This is a genomic window from Sphingomonas sp. Leaf17 (genome assembly GCF_001421505.1).
In the GTDB taxonomy this organism is placed as follows: Bacteria; Pseudomonadota; Alphaproteobacteria; order Sphingomonadales; family Sphingomonadaceae; genus Sphingomonas.
The window spans coordinates 162,097-177,871 of sequence record NZ_LMKL01000008.1 but is presented as its reverse complement, the minus strand read 5'-3'; the positions used below and the strand labels follow the sequence as shown (position 1 = coordinate 177,871).

Below are 15,775 nucleotides of genomic sequence, written 5' to 3'. Positions count from 1 at the left end.
TCGCATCGCTCGCGTCCCGGCGGCGGTTGCGCTACCGCCTGGACATGCTCACCGGACGCGCCGACCTTGCCGATACGGCCACCTTCCTCGCCCTTGCCCGGCACCGCAGCTTCCGTCGTGCGGGCCGTGAACTCGGTGTCAGTGCCTCGGCCGTCAGCCATGCGCTGAAGGCGATGGAGGCGCGTCTCGGCGTCCGCCTGCTCAATCGCACCAGCCGCAGCGTCACCCTGTCGGCGGCCGGCGAGGATCTGTTCGCCGCGCTGGACGGACCGGCCTCGGCGATCGGGTCGGCGTTCGACCGGTTGAATCAGTACCGGTCCGCCGGCGCGGTCACCGGCCGCATCCGCCTCAACGTGCTGGAACATGCCGGCACGTTGCTCCTCGCACCGGTCCTGCCGCTGTTCGCCGAACGGCATCCCGGCGTGGACGTCGATGTCCGCGTGAGCAACGACATGCTGGATGTGGTGGCCACCGGTGCCGATGCCGGCATCCGCTATGGCGGCACCGTGCCGGAGGATATGGTGGCGCAGCGCCTGTCCGCCGATCTGCGCTGGGTCGTGGTCGCATCGCCGGCCTATCTCGACCACCACGGCGTGCCCAATCATCCGCAGGACCTGCACGCGCACCGGTGCCTTCGCATCCGGCTTGGCGATGACCGGCTCTACCCCTGGGAGTTCGACCGCGCCGGCGAGCGGCTGGAGGTCGCCGTGCCCGGTGTGGTGACGATCGACAACACCCATTTCGGCCTGACGCTGGCCGCGGCGGGCGGCGGACTGGCCTATCTCCCCGAACCCTGCGTCACGCCGCTGGTGGCGCAGGGACTTTTACGGATCGTCCTGCGCGACTGGGCGCCGGACGGACCGGGCTTCCACATCTATTATCCCGGCCGGCGACAGCTCCCGGCTGGCCTGCGCCTGCTGATCGATCTGATCCGTCAGGTTGCGCCGCTCGGCCTGTAGCCGCGTATTGATGAACGGGCCTCATGCCCGCGATGAGGGGCGGATGGCCTGACCGGCGGGGATCGCCGCCCTATCTCCATGCCCTGTCAACCGCATGTGAGAGAGCCGCTATCATGACCACCGGACAACGCTTCACGGGCAAGGTCGCCTTCATCACTGGGGCCGCCAGCGGTATCGGCCGCGCCGCTGCGATCGCCTTTGCCCGCGAAGGCGCAGGGGTCGCCATCACCGACCGGTCGGAGGACGCGCTGGCGCTGCTTCGCGACGAGATCGCGCGAAGCGGGGCGGAGGTTCTGGCCATGCCCTGCGACGTGGCTGATCCGGCGCAGGTCGAATCCGCCGTCGCGCGCACGGTTGCACGGTTTGGCCGGCTCGATTGTGCGTTCAACAATGCCGGGGTCGAGAACAGGGCCGCCGCGGTCCACGACATCGACGTGGCGGAATGGGACCGGATCCTCGGCATCAACCTGCGCGGGACGTTTCTGTGCATGAAGCACGAACTGGCGCAGATGGCCGCACAGGGCAGCGGCGTCGTGGTAAATACGTCGTCGGGTGCCGGGATCCGCGGTGTCGCCGGCGGGGCGGCCTATGCCGCGTCCAAGCACGCCATCATCGGCCTGACCCGCTCGGCCGCGCTGGATTACGCCGCGAAGGGGATCCGCGTGAACGCCGTGCTGCCGGGCAACATCGAAACACCGATGATGGACCGCTTCACCGGCGGCGATGTGCAGAAGGCGATCGACCTCGAACCCGTCGGCCGCCTGGGCAAGCCCGAGGAAATCGCCGAAGCCGTGCTGTGGATGTGTTCGGACCTCGGCGGCTTCGTCACCGGCGCCGCCACCGTCATCGACGGCGGATGGTCGCTCTGACGGCGGGGAAGGCAACATCCGCCGGTCGCCTGTACGGCTTCTGGCATGCTACGGGTATCTCGCACCATTGTGACAAGGCTGTCGGTCGTCGAAACCAGTGCCTATCTCGCAGCCGCGTTGCATGCAGGCATGGCCGATGAGGATCAGGCGTTGGTGGACCTCATCGCCGCCAATCCGAAATCGGGTAATATCATGCCGGCGTGTGGGGGAGCCGGAACGCTGCGGGTGGCTGTAAATCCGGCGGGCATCGGATCATAACCTGTTGCGCCGGATTCAACGTGTCAACGTTCCTACTAACCGTTTTCGGCAAGAAAGATAAGGCCAACGTGCCTTACCTCCGGGGTTTGCCTGCCGTCGTAGCGCTCCGTCAGCGGCTTGAGCCGCCCATAGGACGCCTCACCCCATCTTCCCCTTGAACATCCGCGCGAACACCGCGTCCGCCGCCGCGCCGATCGCGTCGACCACCTTTTCCAGTTCGGGCGACGCCGTCGTCCCGCCAACGCCCGGTGCGGCCGGACCCCTGGCGCTCTCCGGCTTTGGCGGCACCGGTGGCACTGGCGGCACTGGCGGCACTGGCGGCACTGGCGGCACCGGCGGGGCAGGGGGTGGCGGGGCGGTCGTGCCGTGTGGCGGCGTCGGTGCCTCCCGGGCCACCGGCGCGTCCGCCATCTTCGGCTTGGGCGCATGCGCCGCCTGCGCCCGGGTCGCGGCGGCGAACGCCATCACCGCGGCCACGCCCTTGCCGATGATCGCCTGCCCCTCGGGCGTGCGCGCCTTGTCGATCAGCATCGCGGCGGGTTTGCGCAAGGGTTTGGGCACTTTCACGCCGGCAATCCGTTTGGGAAACCCGTTGCGGTCGGTCTTGATCGTCTTGGCCATCGTCTGATCCCTTCGTGCTCGCGTCCAACATGGGCGCAAGAACCGTCCTATTCAAGTAACACACGCGGTGGTTTCGGCTTGTCGCGTGCGGTCCCAGCCACCATGTCCACCGCACCGCTTGCCGCCCCCGAACAAATATGGAACACGCACCCTCATGCTGACCAAGATTTCCGTGCGGGGTGCCCGCGAACACAACCTCAAGGGCGTCGATATCGACATTCCGCGCGACACGCTGACGGTCATCACCGGGCTGTCGGGGTCGGGCAAGTCCAGCCTCGCCTTCGACACCATCTATGCCGAGGGGCAGCGCCGCTACGTCGAATCGCTGTCGGCCTATGCGCGCCAGTTCCTTGAGCTGATGCAGAAGCCCGACGTCGACCATATCGAGGGGCTGTCGCCCGCCATCTCGATCGAACAGAAGACGACCAGCCGCAACCCGCGCTCGACCGTCGCGACCGTGACCGAGATCTACGATTACATGCGCCTGCTCTGGGCGCGCGTCGGCATCCCCTATTCGCCCGCCACCGGCCTGCCGATCGCCGCGCAGACCGTCAGCCAGATGGTCGACCGCGTCCTGACCCTGCCCGAAGGCACGCGCGCCTATCTGCTCGCCCCCGTCGTGCGCGGGCGCAAGGGCGAGTACCGCAAGGAACTGGCCGAGTGGCAGAAGGCGGGCTTCACCCGCGTGCGCATCGACGGCGAGATCCACGAGATCGAGGACGCGCCCGCGCTCGACAAGAAGTTCAAGCACGACATCGAGGTCGTCGTCGACCGCATCGTCGTCAACCCCGACATCGCCGCGCGTCTGGCGCAAAGCTTCGAAACCGCCCTGAAACTGGCCGAGGGGCTGGCGTATATCGACCTGCTGGATACCACCGTGGCGGAGGCGACCGCTGCGTCCACCGATGCCAAGGCCGATGGCGGCGCGATGAAGGGGGCAGGGGTCCTCCCCAACCGCATCGTCTTCTCCGAAAAGTTCGCCTGTCCCGTCAGCGGCTTCACCATCGCCGAAATCGAACCCCGCCTGTTCAGCTTCAACGCACCCCAGGGCGCGTGCCCGGCCTGCGACGGCCTCGGCGAGAAAATGCTGTTCGACGAGGATCTGGTCGTCCCCAACCACGACCTCAGCATCAAGAAGGGCGCGGTCGTCCCCTGGGCGAAATCCAACCCGCCCTCGCCCTATTACATGCAGGTGCTCGGCAGCCTCGCCAAGGCGTTCGACTTCAGCCTCGACACCCCCTGGGCCGACCTGTCCGAGGACGCGCGCCGCATCATCCTCCACGGCACCGGCGGCAAGCCCGTCACCCTGACCTTCATCGACGGCAAAAAGGCGTATGACGTCAAGAAACCGTTCGAGGGCGTCGTCGGCAACCTCAACCGCCGCCTGCTCGCCACCGACAGCGCGTGGATGCGCGAGGAGCTGGGCAAATACCAGTCTTCCGCCCCGTGCGAGACCTGCCACGGCGCGCGCCTCAAGCCCGAGGCGCTCGCGGTCAAGGTCGCGATGCAGGACATCGCCCGCATCACCCACATGTCGGTCGTCGACGCGCTCGCCTTCTTCACCGCGCTCCCCGCCGACCTGACCAGCCAGCAGAACGCGATCGCCGAACGCATCCTCAAGGAAATCGTCGAACGCCTCGGCTTCCTCAACAATGTCGGCCTCGATTACCTGAACCTCGACCGCACCAGCGGCACGCTGTCGGGCGGCGAGAGCCAGCGCATCCGCCTCGCGTCGCAGATCGGCTCGGGCCTCTCCGGCGTCCTCTACGTCCTCGACGAACCCAGCATCGGCCTGCATCAGCGCGACAACGACATGCTGCTCGCCACGCTGCGCCGCCTGCGCGACCTCGGCAACACCGTGCTCGTCGTCGAGCATGACGAGGACGCGATCCGCACCGCCGATTATGTCATCGACATGGGACCGGGCGCGGGCGTCCATGGCGGCGAGGTCGTGGCGCAGGGCACCCTCAAGCAGATACTCAAATCCAAGACCAGCATCACCGCCGATTATCTCAACGGCACCCGCCGCGTCGAAGTCCCCGCGAAACGCCGCAAGGGCAACGGCAAGAAGCTGACCGTCCACAACGCCACCGCCAACAACCTGAAGGGCGTCACCGCCAGCTTGCCCCTCGGCACCTTCACCTGCATCACCGGCGTTAGCGGAAGCGGCAAGTCCAGCTTCACCATCGACACGCTTTACGCCAGCGCCGCGCGCACCCTTAACGGCGCGCGCATCGTGCAGGGCAAGCACGACAAGATCACCGGCCTGCAATATCTCGACAAGGTCATCGACATCGACCAGTCGCCGATCGGCCGCACGCCCCGCTCCAACCCCGCCACCTACACCGGCAGCTTCACCCTGATCCGCGACTGGTTCGCGCAGCTGCCGGAATCGCAGGCCCGCGGCTACAAACCCGGCCGCTTCAGCTTCAACGTCAAGGGCGGCCGCTGCGAAGCCTGCCAGGGCGACGGCGTCCTCAAGATCGAGATGCACTTCCTCCCCGACGTCTACGTCCAGTGCGACGTGTGTAACGGCGCGCGCTACAACCGCGAAACGCTCGAGGTGAAGTTCAAGGGCCTGAGCATCGCCGACGTGCTCGACATGACCGTCGAGGATGCGACCGAGTTCTTCAAGGCCGTCCCCCCCATCCGCGACCGCATGGCCATGCTGGTCGAGGTCGGTCTCGGCTACGTCAAGGTCGGGCAACAGGCCACCACCCTGTCCGGCGGCGAGGCGCAGCGCGTCAAGCTCGCCAAGGAACTCTCCCGCCGCGCCACCGGCAACACCCTCTACATCCTCGACGAACCCACCACCGGCCTGCATTTCGAGGACGTCCGCAAACTCCTCGAAGTCCTCCACCAGCTCGTCGAACAGGGCAACACCGTCGTCGTCATCGAACACAATCTCGACGTCATCAAAACCGCCGACTGGGTGCTGGACTTGGGGCCTGAGGGCGGCGTCAAGGGTGGCGAAATCGTCGCGGAAGGCACGCCGGAGGTGGTCGCCAAGGCCAAGGGGAGCTTCACGGGGAAGTACCTGTCGCCGTTGCTGCGATAAAAACAACACGCTTGTTCGAATCGAAAATGTGATGTTCATTGGGGATAATGAGCGTCGGGGAAATAATATGGCAAGCACAGTTCCAAAAACAGCGCCTGCGAATGATACAAAAACCACAAGTGCAACTGAAATAGTTAAGCAACTCGCTTCCCACGAAATGATATTTGGAGTGGTTGGGCCAGTAGGATCAGGAACCAGTGAGGTTGCTGAGGCTCTTCACAAATTCCTTAAGGATAACGGGTACGACGCTAATATTTATAAGGCGCGAGATGTTATTACGGAATGGGCTAATGCGTCAGAATTCAATATTATCGGCGATGGAAAAATGGACTGCACTCGTGCTTTGCAAGATGCGGGTGATGAACTGCGTCGAAAAACCGGGGAAAACTCTGCTGTTGCGGTGCGGCTTATAAGAAAAATTGTTGAACATCGAGCAAAAGCTACAAGCGTTGAGATGGTGACTGGAAGGGCGGTAGAGCCGGATAGCGCACCGCGTGCTTACATTTTAGATTCATTAAGAAATCCTGGTGAGGTAGAGCTTTTAAGGAGGGTTTATCAACAGGCCTTTTGCCTTATCGGTGTTGTATGTGACGACGAGACGCGGAAATCTAGGCTAACCCAAAAGTTTTCTGATGCTGGAAGAGACAAAATCGAAGAATTTATGCAGCGTGATGAAAAGGCCGCTGTTAAGTATGGGCAGCAAGTATCTGCCACATTTCATTTGTCAGAATTCTTTCTAGACAACTCAGTCTCAAGACTAAAAACATTAGTCGGTGGTAAGGAAGTTCCGAACCCAGACTGGAACGTTACTGACGAATTGGGAAGGCTGACGGATATTTTGAGTCATACCAAAATCTATCGACCTCGTACCAATGAAACTGCGATGTATCATGCATTTGGAGCGAGGATGCGGAGCGCCTGCTTGTCGAGGCAGGTAGGTGCCGCTCTGATGGATGGTAAGGGAAGCCTTCTGGCTACAGGCACTAACGAGGTACCTAGAGCTGGAGGAGGGGTTTATGGAAGCGAATTTGGACAAGTATCAGACGATGATATTAATCCAGATGCCGATCATCGATGTGCATTTCATGGTGGTTACTGCAGAAACACTATGGAGCAAAACTCTATAGTAAGCGAGCTTGTTAACGCTCTGGAGGGGTTTGGTTTGAAAAACAGCCCTGATGTCAGAAATAAAATAAAGTCGACAAGACTTGGGCAAATAATTGAGTTTAGTCGTGCAGTCCATGCGGAGATGGACGCTCTCTTGTCTGCTGCCCGGCAAGGCGTGTCAACTATAGGGTCGAGGCTTTTTGTAACGACATATCCATGTCATAATTGTGCAAGACACATAGTTGCTGCCGGTGTCGATGAAGTACAATTTATTGAGCCGTATTTGAAAAGTCGTGCATTACCCCTTCACGGGGACTCTATTACTACCGTTAAGAAGGACTGGATGGCTCCAAGTAAGATATCTACCTACGACAATAATAAAGGACATGATGTATCTCCCCTGGTTTTGTTCAGACCGTTCACTGGTGTTGCCCCGAGGCTGTATCGACGAGCATTCTATAAGGATCGAGAACTCAAGAACGAGTCTACTGGCGTAATGTTTGAAAACTTTCCAGAGGCTGATGGCAGTGGTGTTGCTCAGGCCTTGCAGGTTAGCTATGCGCAAGTCGAAGCTAAAATAACAGAGAGCATCGGTGAGACGGGCGGTGAATAACCGTAGTAAGCCGTGGATGCGCCTTGTTTATGATAGTGCAGACATACCGACATATTGTATTAGGAAGGAAAAGGACGATCGGCAACTATCTTTGCCATTTCCGGACCCAGATGTCGTAATTGTTATGGATGTAGCAGACTTTGGCGTGAGATCGTTTAAAGCCGCTCTTAGTTGTTTAAAGCCTAAGTGGGTTTTTGACATTCGAGCATCGCCAAGAATGGACCGTCTTGCGGGAGGTCGTATTCACGCCTTTAAAGAATTTGAAAAAATAGGAACGCAGTACATTGATATATTTGGATTATTGAATTTATATAATTATAGCTCAGTCGAGTCAAACCCAGCATTTTGGATGCATATAATCGAAAACCATCTGAGCCATGATGGGAATGCACATGGCCCCTATATGGCTTTACTTGATGATGAGCTTATGATAAACTCAATATCTAAGTATTTTGCCTCGTCTATTTCGCATGTTACAGGAAGAGATGTTGCTTTGTCGAGGCTGACAAATGATTCTGATATATTTGCATAATTCTGCAACTGAATGAAATTTGGGCAGCAGTTCTAAAGATAAAGCAATTAAAAAATACTGCTGTCCTACAATCCCCATTCCGGCATACCAACGCGGTCCCCCTTTGTTCCGGAGGACGCATGTCCGAGTCGCGCACCCGCATCATCATTGGCCACCCCGATAACGAGGCCGACCACCACCGCCGCTGGGCCACGCATGTCGCCGCCGGCCGCATCGGCACCACCCGGCCCACGCCCCCCGACATCGCGCAGAACCGCGACCGCTGGACCGCGCTGTTCCGCAATCCGGCCACCCCGCGATGACCGCCGCCTTCGCCACCCTCTCGCAAGCCGCCCTCGTGCAAGCCGGCGCACGCGCCCACGCCCATCGCCACGACGGCTGGACCCCACCCCGCCAGCGCGCCTTCCTCGAACGGATCGCGGAAGGCCACACCGCCGACGCCGCCTGCCGCCACGTTGGCCTGTCCGTCACCTCGCTCTACGCTTTGCGCCGCCGCGCCAGCGGGGCGGCGTTCGCGATCGGCTGGGACGCGGCGCGGCTGCTCGCACGTGATCGCATCACCGACCTGCTCACCGCCCGCGCGATCGACGGGCAGGAGGAGACGATCACCCGCGCCGACGGCTCCACCGTCACCCGCCACCGCTATGACAACCGCCTCGCCGCCTATGTCCTCACCCGGCTCGATCGTTATGCCGACACCCATGACGCGACGGCGGCGGGGCAGGGGCCGCGCGTCGTCGCCGGCGATTTCGACGCCTTCCTGACGCTCATCGACGAGGGCGGCGACCCCGCGCGCGCCGGCCTGTTCGTCGGCACCCGCGTCGTGGAGGCACCGCAGCCCGAAATGGTCCCGGTCCTGACCCTCGCCAGCGCCGACCGCTATCTGCGCGTGCAGGCCGGACTCGACCCCGGCGTGCGCACCGACGACCTCGACATCGCGCGCATGGCCGACTGGGACACCGAACAATGGGCGCGCGCGGAGGCATCGGGCCTGCTGCGCCGCCCGCCATCGGCGTCCGCCACCGCCACGTCCACCGGGCACAACGCGGAGTCTCACGAACACCAACACCCTCCACTTCGCGAAAGCGGCGACGGCGATACTGGCCTCGTCCCGTGGGACGACACTGGACTGGTCTGGTGGGACGACACCGCCGGTGACTGGCGCACCCGCTTCCCGCCGCCCGCCGGGTTCGCGGGCACCGAGCACGGCACCTATGGCGCGCCCGACTATGCCCGCGACCTGACGCCCGACGAGCGCGCCGCCGTCGATGCCCCGCGTCTGGCCGCGATCGCCAACGCCCGCACGCTCGGCGCGTTCGCCCGCGACCGCTGGTTCGCCCGCGCCGCCGCCGGCGCGACGCCCGCCACGCCGGCTCGGCCCACCCGGACCGCGCGTCGGCTCGCCCGGAAAAGACAACAAAAACAGGGCGGGGCCGCACCCGGTCGCCGGCCCGGTGCGTTATCCCGCCATCTCCATCACGAAAGGACCATCCCCATGGCCGATCACGACCACGACATCAGCACGCTCAACGGTCTCATCGAAACCACGCTCGACAGCGTCGACGGCTATACCGAAGCCGCCAAGGATGCCGAGAACGCCCGCTTCGTCGGCCTGTTCAACGACCGCGCGGCCGAGCGTCGCCAGGTCGCGACCACACTGCAACAGGAGGTGCGTTCGCTTGGCGGCACCCCCGACGACGACGGCACCGTGCTGGCCGGCGCGCACCGCATCTTCCTGAACCTCAAGGCCGCCGTCACCGGCCGCGACGACAAGGCGATCGTCAACGAGGTCGAGCGCGGCGAGGATCACATCAAGGCCAAGTTCGAAAAGGCGCTGGCCGACACCGACCTGACGCCCGCCACCAGGCAGGCGATCCAGGACGCCTACACCTCGGTCAAGCAGGGCCACGACCAGATGCGCGACATCAAGCATTCGATGGAAGCGTAACCGGATCGCGCATGGCTGCCCAAGGCGGCCGTACGCACCCCGTGCTCCGGCGAACGCAGGGGCACGGGCGTTTCGGCCCCCGTCAACCTTGACCGGGCGCGGATGACGGCCGGAGTCGTGGCGGACGCGGTCACCCCGAAATCTCATCAATCGCCACCCCCCATTTGCAATGTCGACCCCCGTCCCCTATATGGGTGAGGCTACAGTCGCACATCGACGGTCTACGGCGCTTTGCGGCACCTTCTTCCTTCTTTCCCTGCTGCCCAAGGCACCGGCTGATCCGACGTTCGGATCGCCCCGAAAGAAGAAAGGAATTCTTTATGACCATCGGAACCGTAAAGTTCTTCAACGCGGACAAGGGTTATGGCTTCATCGCGCCGGACGGCGGCGGCAACGATGCCTTCGTCCACATCTCGGCCGTTGAGCGTGCCGGCATGCCGACGCTGCGCCAGGACCAGCGCGTCAAGTACGAACTCGAAGAGGATCGTCGCGGCAAGCAGTCGGCGGTGAACCTCGAAGCGGCTGATTGATTTCAGCTGTTTGGCGACCGGCCCGGGGACACTCCCGGGCCGGTCGTTTCTACTTTCAGGCAGCGGAGATACAGAACATGGCCGATAACCCCGAGTTCTACCGCGCCCGCGCCGCCGAAGAGCGCGCCAATGGCGACGCCGCCGTCCTCGACAACGTCAAGGATCGTTGCAGCCGCGCCGAAAAGGCCTGGGATGCCATGGCCACCCGCGCCGAACGGACCCAGGTCCTGCGCATCGCCCGCGAAACCCGCACCGCTGAAAACAGCGACGCGTTGACCGCCGAGATGCTCTCCCACCCCGCATAACCGTCGCCGCGGGATATTCCTGCGGAACACCGGATGCCCACCGCCCGTTCGGTCCCTGTCTTTCACGAATGACAGGTGACCCGATGAGTATTTTCAGCAAGATCAAATCCGCCATCTTCGGCGACAACGGCCCGCTCGGCGGCGCCTTCGGCGGCAAGAAGGACGAGGCCCCCCAGCCGGCACCCGCCGCTCCCGTGTCCCGCCCGACCGCCGCCCCCCAGGCCGCGCCGGTCCCGACCCCCGCCGCCGCTCCCGCCGCCCGGCAGGCTCCGGTTGACGTCGACGCCATCCTGACCGCCCGCGCCCAGGGCAAGGATCTCAACTGGCGCTCGTCGATCGTTGACCTGATGAAGCTGCTCGATCTCGACTCCAGCCTGACCGCCCGCAAGGAACTGGCCGACGAACTGGGCTACACCGGTGCCAAGGACGGCAGCGCCGAGATGAACATGTGGCTCCACCGCGCCGTCATGACGAAGCTCGCCCAGAATGGCGGCACCGTCCCCGCCGATCTGCGCGACTGATTGCAACCGCGACCACCGGTCCCGCGTTCGCCCATCGGGCGGGGATCGGTAACAGGGAGAATGACAATGCGTATTTTCGTGATCGCGGCACTGGGTGCCGCCGCCATGCTCGGCGGCTGCTCGACCACCGGCGGCTATGGCAGCAATTATTCCAGCTACGGCAACTACGATTACAACCGCCCCGACCCGGCCTATAACGGCTATGACGCTGGCCGCTATTATCGCCCCGCCCGCCGCGACCGCCGACTGGCGGCCAACGAGCGGATCTATCGTGGGCAGGACGGGCGCTATTACTGCCGCCGCAACAACGGCACGACCGGTCTGCTGGTCGGCGGTGCCGCCGGTGGCGTGCTCGGCAACATCATCGCGCCGGGTGGCTCGGAACTGCTCGGCACGGTACTGGGTGCCGCCGGTGGTGCGCTTGCCGGTCGTGCGGTCGACCGCAACAACGGCGACGTTCGCTGCCGCTGATGCCTAGCTGATCGGTTTGCCCGAATCCTTCCACCGGTCGAGTATCTGCGAGGCCGGTGGAAGATTGTCGGTAGCCACGACCGCCGTTGATGGTGTTTCGGCGGGCGCTTCGTTCCGCTGCGGCACTGGCGGAGCGGTCACGATGCCGGCCGCCGGTATTGGCAACGGCGATATGATATTCATGAGCACTGGTGTTGTCACGACGGCACGATGCGGTCCCGGCACCGGCTCATTGCCAAGATAGCGCTGGTGAAAGGCGCTGGCGGTACCCCAATATCCCTTCCACCGATGGAAGAAATGCGCGCCGACCACGTCGGTCATGACCAGGCTCCGGTTCCAGGCGGGCGTCACGGCGTAGGTGTGGTAATGGGTGGCCAGGCCGACCGGAGCATAGACCCGACCCGCCAAAGCCATCGCTGCGGCTCGTGCCGCCCGCATCCAGCCGCTTCGGGCCGGAACTCGCGACATCGCCCCGTCGCAGGCAAAACTGAACTGGCACCCCGACCGCTCCGACCCCTGATACACGACACCGCAGACCGTCGCCGGAAAGGCGGGATGCCGCACCCGGTTCAGGATCACCTGTGCCACCGCCTGCTGTCCGGCATCCGGCTCCGACGCCGCCTCGTAATAGATCGCTGCCGTCAGGCATTCCAAGGCCCGGCCGCGATCCACGGCGGAGGCCGCCCGCGATGAAAATGGGGCGGCCGCGACCACGCCGCCATTGCCCCAGCCCGCCGCACGGTCGGCCGAAACCGGCACGGCGGGCAGCGCGATCGTGCCGGTCACGCCAGCCGCAGGGGCCGCCATCTCGGCGGCCCGGGTTTCCTGATCGGCATACAGCAGGGCCGCCCCCGGAAAATGGTCCTGCGCCTCATATCCCGTCGGACGCTCAAGGCCCGTCGTCACGGCGCGCTGGTCGGCCATGGCCCGCAGCGCGGCGTGCGCCGACATCGCCAGCCCGGATGCAAGCACAAGTCCCCCCGCTGCCGCCAGACGGCGGCGGGTGATCCAGTCGAGATAGCCCTTATAGTTCAAACCGTGCGTTCACTCCCGAGTTGGTGAGGCGCTTACATCATTGAGGATGAGAAAACCGCTACCGTGTTCCCGGTGTCCCGAACTGGATCATGGGATGTTCAGCGCAGGGCGGCACTGTCGAGTTTTACGGCGTCGGCGGGAATGACCTCCACGGTCGGATAGGTCTTGCGCAGAGGCTCGATGAACTGCTTCGCATCGCCGACGATGACGATGCTGGCGGGCCGGGGGTCAAGCAGCGCGGCCGATGCCGCCTGGACGTCTGCTGCCTGCACCGCGGCAACGGACGCGGTATAACGCTGCAGCTCGCCCAGTGGTACGGCCTCCACCACATAGTCGCCGATCACATTGGCCAGGCCGGCGGTCGTCTCGATCTCGCGACCGAACCCACCGACCAGCACGGCCTTGCGCGCGTCGAGTTCGGCGGTCGCCGCCGGTGCCGTTCCCATCTTGCGCATTTCGTCGACGATCAGGCCGACGACTTCGGGCGCGGTCACGTTCTTGGTCTGCGTCCGGGCCGAAACCAGACCGGGCTGTCGCCGCGCCTGGATGCTGCTGCCGGCCCCATAGGCAAGGCCGCGCTTGATCCGGATTTCCTGATTGAGCCGCGAGGAGAAGCCGCCGCCCAAGGCACCGTTGGCCACGGCCAGCGGGTAATAACGGGGATCCGACCGCGCGATGCCGGAGCGGGCCACCACGACACCCGCCTGACCCGATCCCGGCAGATCGACGACGACGACACGGGGAGCGGGCGCCGGCTGCGCCCGGGGAGCCGCAACGGCTTTCCCCGTGGCTCGCCATGCCCCGAAGCTGGTTTCGGCAACTTGCTTCGCGGTGGCGACGTCGATGTCGCCGACCATCACCAGCGTGGTCTGGGACGGCGTCCAGGTCCGCGCATAGGCATTGACCAGATCCTGCCGGGTCATGGCCTTCAGCGATGCCGGTGTGCCGGCCAGCGGTGCGCCATAGGGCTGGGTGCCGAACACGGCGCGCGAGGCGACCACGGCGGCCAGCTGGGCTGGATTCTTCATCATGACGCTATTGGCGTCGATCGCCTGTGCGCGGGCGCGCTCGATTTCGGCATCGGCAAAGGCGGGGTTGATCGCGACGTCGGCCACGATGCCCATCGCCGCCGGCAATGCGTCCGGACGCACCGTCACGCCGATCGCGCCACCGTCGCGGTCCATGCCGGTTTCCAGCGAACTGCCAAGCGATTCCATCTGGCGGGCGATGTCGGTCGCCGACCGGGTCTTCGTTCCCTTTGCCATCAGGTCCGCCGCCAGGGCGCTGGCCCCGGCACGATCGGCCGGATCGGTTGCCGCGCCACCGGTCGCGACCAGCGTTGCGGTTACCAAGGGCTGGGTATGGCGCTCCACCACGACCAGCCGCATACCATTGGCAAGCGTGGTTTCGGCCGCGTTCGGGATTGCCGAGACGGGAGCGGCGGCAGGGGCCGGTGGTGCAACCCGTTCTGCGGCGGAAGCGGGCCTGACGATCGCGATATCGCGCGGGGGCACCAGATCGGCGACGCGGACGGTGGGAGCGGTCGTGATGGTGTCGCCGGTCGCGGTCTTCGGCTTTGAGTCCTCGGGCAGATACAGGATCGTCGCCGACTGGGCCTCGTTCAGATATGTTCGTGCGACGCGTTGCACATCGGCCGCGGTCACCCGCGCGATCGCCGCCAACTGACGCTCGCCGGCGCGGGGATCGCCGTCGATCAGCACGGACGAGGCGATCTCGCGCGCCTTGCCCTCCGCCGTCTCACGGCCCTTGATCGCCGCGGTCAGCAGTTCGTTCTTCGCCTCAGACAATTCGCTGGCGCTGACGGGGGTGTCGCGGAAGCGGGCGATTTCCCGCTTCAACGCGGCTTCGCCGTCATTGGCCGATTTGCCGCCGGCCAGAATGGCATAGGCGACCAGATTGCCGGTTGCCTGCCTGGTGTCGAACGACGAGTCCGCCGACTGGGCCAGCTGGTCGCGATAGACCAGCGTCTCGTACAGCCGCGAGCTTTCACCGGTCGACAGGATGGTGTTCAGCACCGTCAGCGCGGGAATGTCGGCATTGCGATCGGGCGGCAGGTGATAGCTGACCATGATGGCGGGCAGTGGGGTGTTCGGTTCATACACCGTGTAGCGCACCGCCTTCGTGCGGGCCGGCTCCGTCACCGTGACGCGCGGAATGGCGGTGTCGGGCCGGGTGATCGGCGCGAAATACTGGTCGATCCAGCGATCGAGCTGGGCGGGGTCGAAATTGCCCGATACGACCAGCACGGCATTGTCGGGTCGGTAATAGGTCGCGTGGAAGGCACGGACGTCGTCGATGCTGGCGGCTTCCAGATTGTCGATGCTGCCGATCACGCCGCGTGCGTAGGGGTGAACCGAGTAGCCGACCGCCGGTTCGTAGACCGAGAACAGCTTGCCATACGGGCGGGCGAGGACGCTCTGGCGCAATTCCTCCTTCACCACGTCGCGTTCGGAGGCGAAGCTGGTCGGTTCGACCACCAGGCTGCGCATCCGGTCCGCCTCGGCAAACAGCAGGCGTTGCAGGTGGTTGGCGGGCACGACCTCGTAATAATTGGTATAGTCGTCGCCGGTAGAGGCGTTGTTGTAGCCGCCGACATCCTCGGTCAGCCGGTCCATCTGCTCCGGCACCAGATTGCGGGTCGCCTTGAACATCAGATGTTCGAACATGTGGGCAAAGCCCGACTTGCCCTTGGGATCATCCTTGCCGCCGACGTCGTACCAGACCTGGATCGCCACGTTCGGGGTCGCGGTGTCGCGGATCGCGTAGACGCGCAGGCCGTTGGGCAGGGTCCGTTCGGTAAAGGCGATCGGCGTGATCGCGGTGGCGGCGGCAGGGGCGGCCGGGCGGGGGGCGGTCTGGGCGGCGGCGGGAAGCGCCACCAGTGCGCCTCCAAGCATCAGGGCTGAGCGGAGGAGGCGCATGGTCGT

15 protein-coding genes are annotated in these 15,775 nt (G+C 64.2%); 12 read left to right on the top strand and 3 right to left on the bottom strand.

Annotated features, from left to right (window positions below; genetic code table 11):
- Positions 1 to 44 precede the first annotated feature (44 nt).
- The 3 genes from ASE75_RS12925 (at position 45) to ASE75_RS16065 (ending at position 2,086) form a co-directional block, all read left to right on the top strand.
- Positions 45 to 959: a LysR family transcriptional regulator gene (locus tag ASE75_RS12925; protein ID WP_055934546.1), complete on the top strand. Its 915-nt coding sequence runs from the start codon at positions 45 to 47 to the stop codon at positions 957 to 959.
- A 113-nt stretch (positions 960 to 1,072) separates the two neighbouring features.
- On the top strand, positions 1,073 to 1,828 hold the full coding sequence (locus ASE75_RS12920) for an SDR family NAD(P)-dependent oxidoreductase (protein ID WP_055934200.1): 756 nt from the start codon (positions 1,073 to 1,075) through the stop codon (positions 1,826 to 1,828).
- A 129-nt stretch (positions 1,829 to 1,957) separates the two neighbouring features.
- Positions 1,958 to 2,086: a hypothetical protein gene (locus tag ASE75_RS16065; RefSeq protein ID WP_268796047.1), complete on the top strand. Its 129-nt coding sequence runs from the start codon at positions 1,958 to 1,960 to the stop codon at positions 2,084 to 2,086.
- 138 nt (positions 2,087 to 2,224) lie between these two features.
- Here ASE75_RS16065 and ASE75_RS15700 read toward each other — a convergent pair whose 3' ends face one another.
- The gene (locus tag ASE75_RS15700; RefSeq protein WP_055934198.1) at positions 2,225 to 2,707 is read right to left on the bottom strand and encodes a hypothetical protein; all 483 of its coding nucleotides are present in this window, start codon (positions 2,705 to 2,707) and stop codon (positions 2,225 to 2,227) included.
- A 154-nt stretch (positions 2,708 to 2,861) separates the two neighbouring features.
- Between ASE75_RS15700 and uvrA the strand changes: the two genes are divergently transcribed.
- The 9 genes from uvrA (at position 2,862) to ASE75_RS12880 (ending at position 11,792) form a co-directional block, all read left to right on the top strand.
- Positions 2,862 to 5,765, top strand: a complete 2,904-nt coding sequence (uvrA, locus tag ASE75_RS12910) for an excinuclease ABC subunit UvrA (RefSeq protein WP_055934196.1) — start codon at positions 2,862 to 2,864, stop codon at positions 5,763 to 5,765.
- 67 nt (positions 5,766 to 5,832) lie between these two features.
- Positions 5,833 to 7,485 (top strand): anti-phage dCTP deaminase, encoded by a 1,653-nt coding sequence (locus ASE75_RS15205; protein ID WP_162233739.1) that lies wholly within the window; start codon positions 5,833 to 5,835, stop codon positions 7,483 to 7,485.
- 16 nt (positions 7,486 to 7,501) lie between these two features.
- Positions 7,502 to 8,017 (top strand): hypothetical protein, encoded by a 516-nt coding sequence (locus tag ASE75_RS15565; RefSeq protein WP_156340457.1) that lies wholly within the window; start codon positions 7,502 to 7,504, stop codon positions 8,015 to 8,017.
- Positions 8,018 to 8,136: 119 nt separating this feature from the next.
- A complete protein-coding gene (locus ASE75_RS12905; RefSeq protein ID WP_055934194.1) occupies positions 8,137 to 8,319 on the top strand; it encodes a hypothetical protein in 183 nt (60 codons plus the stop codon).
- On the top strand, positions 8,316 to 9,965 hold the full coding sequence (locus ASE75_RS15950; RefSeq protein WP_235512736.1) for a PA2169 family four-helix-bundle protein: 1,650 nt from the start codon (positions 8,316 to 8,318) through the stop codon (positions 9,963 to 9,965). Before ASE75_RS12905 ends, ASE75_RS15950 begins: the two co-directional genes overlap by 4 nt.
- A gap of 320 nt (positions 9,966 to 10,285) precedes the next feature.
- Positions 10,286 to 10,495, top strand: a complete 210-nt coding sequence (locus tag ASE75_RS12895; protein WP_055934192.1) for a cold-shock protein — start codon at positions 10,286 to 10,288, stop codon at positions 10,493 to 10,495.
- Between the two features lie 77 nt (positions 10,496 to 10,572).
- Positions 10,573 to 10,800, top strand: coding sequence for a hypothetical protein (locus tag ASE75_RS12890; protein WP_055934189.1), 228 nt, complete (start codon positions 10,573 to 10,575; stop codon positions 10,798 to 10,800).
- Positions 10,801 to 10,883: 83 nt separating this feature from the next.
- Positions 10,884 to 11,321 (top strand): DUF3597 domain-containing protein, encoded by a 438-nt coding sequence (locus ASE75_RS12885; protein WP_055934187.1) that lies wholly within the window; start codon positions 10,884 to 10,886, stop codon positions 11,319 to 11,321.
- A gap of 66 nt (positions 11,322 to 11,387) precedes the next feature.
- A complete protein-coding gene (locus tag ASE75_RS12880) occupies positions 11,388 to 11,792 on the top strand; it encodes a glycine zipper 2TM domain-containing protein (RefSeq protein WP_200922365.1) in 405 nt (134 codons plus the stop codon).
- A gap of 3 nt (positions 11,793 to 11,795) precedes the next feature.
- Here the strand turns inward: ASE75_RS12880 and ASE75_RS12875 are convergent, their stop codons facing one another.
- Both ASE75_RS12875 and ASE75_RS12870 read right to left on the bottom strand, forming a co-directional pair.
- A complete protein-coding gene (locus ASE75_RS12875) occupies positions 11,796 to 12,827 on the bottom strand; it encodes a cell wall hydrolase (protein WP_235512734.1) in 1,032 nt (343 codons plus the stop codon).
- A gap of 98 nt (positions 12,828 to 12,925) precedes the next feature.
- Positions 12,926 to 15,727, bottom strand: coding sequence for a M16 family metallopeptidase (locus tag ASE75_RS12870; protein ID WP_235512727.1), 2,802 nt, complete (start codon positions 15,725 to 15,727; stop codon positions 12,926 to 12,928).
- Between the last annotated feature and the right edge of the window lie 48 nt (positions 15,728 to 15,775).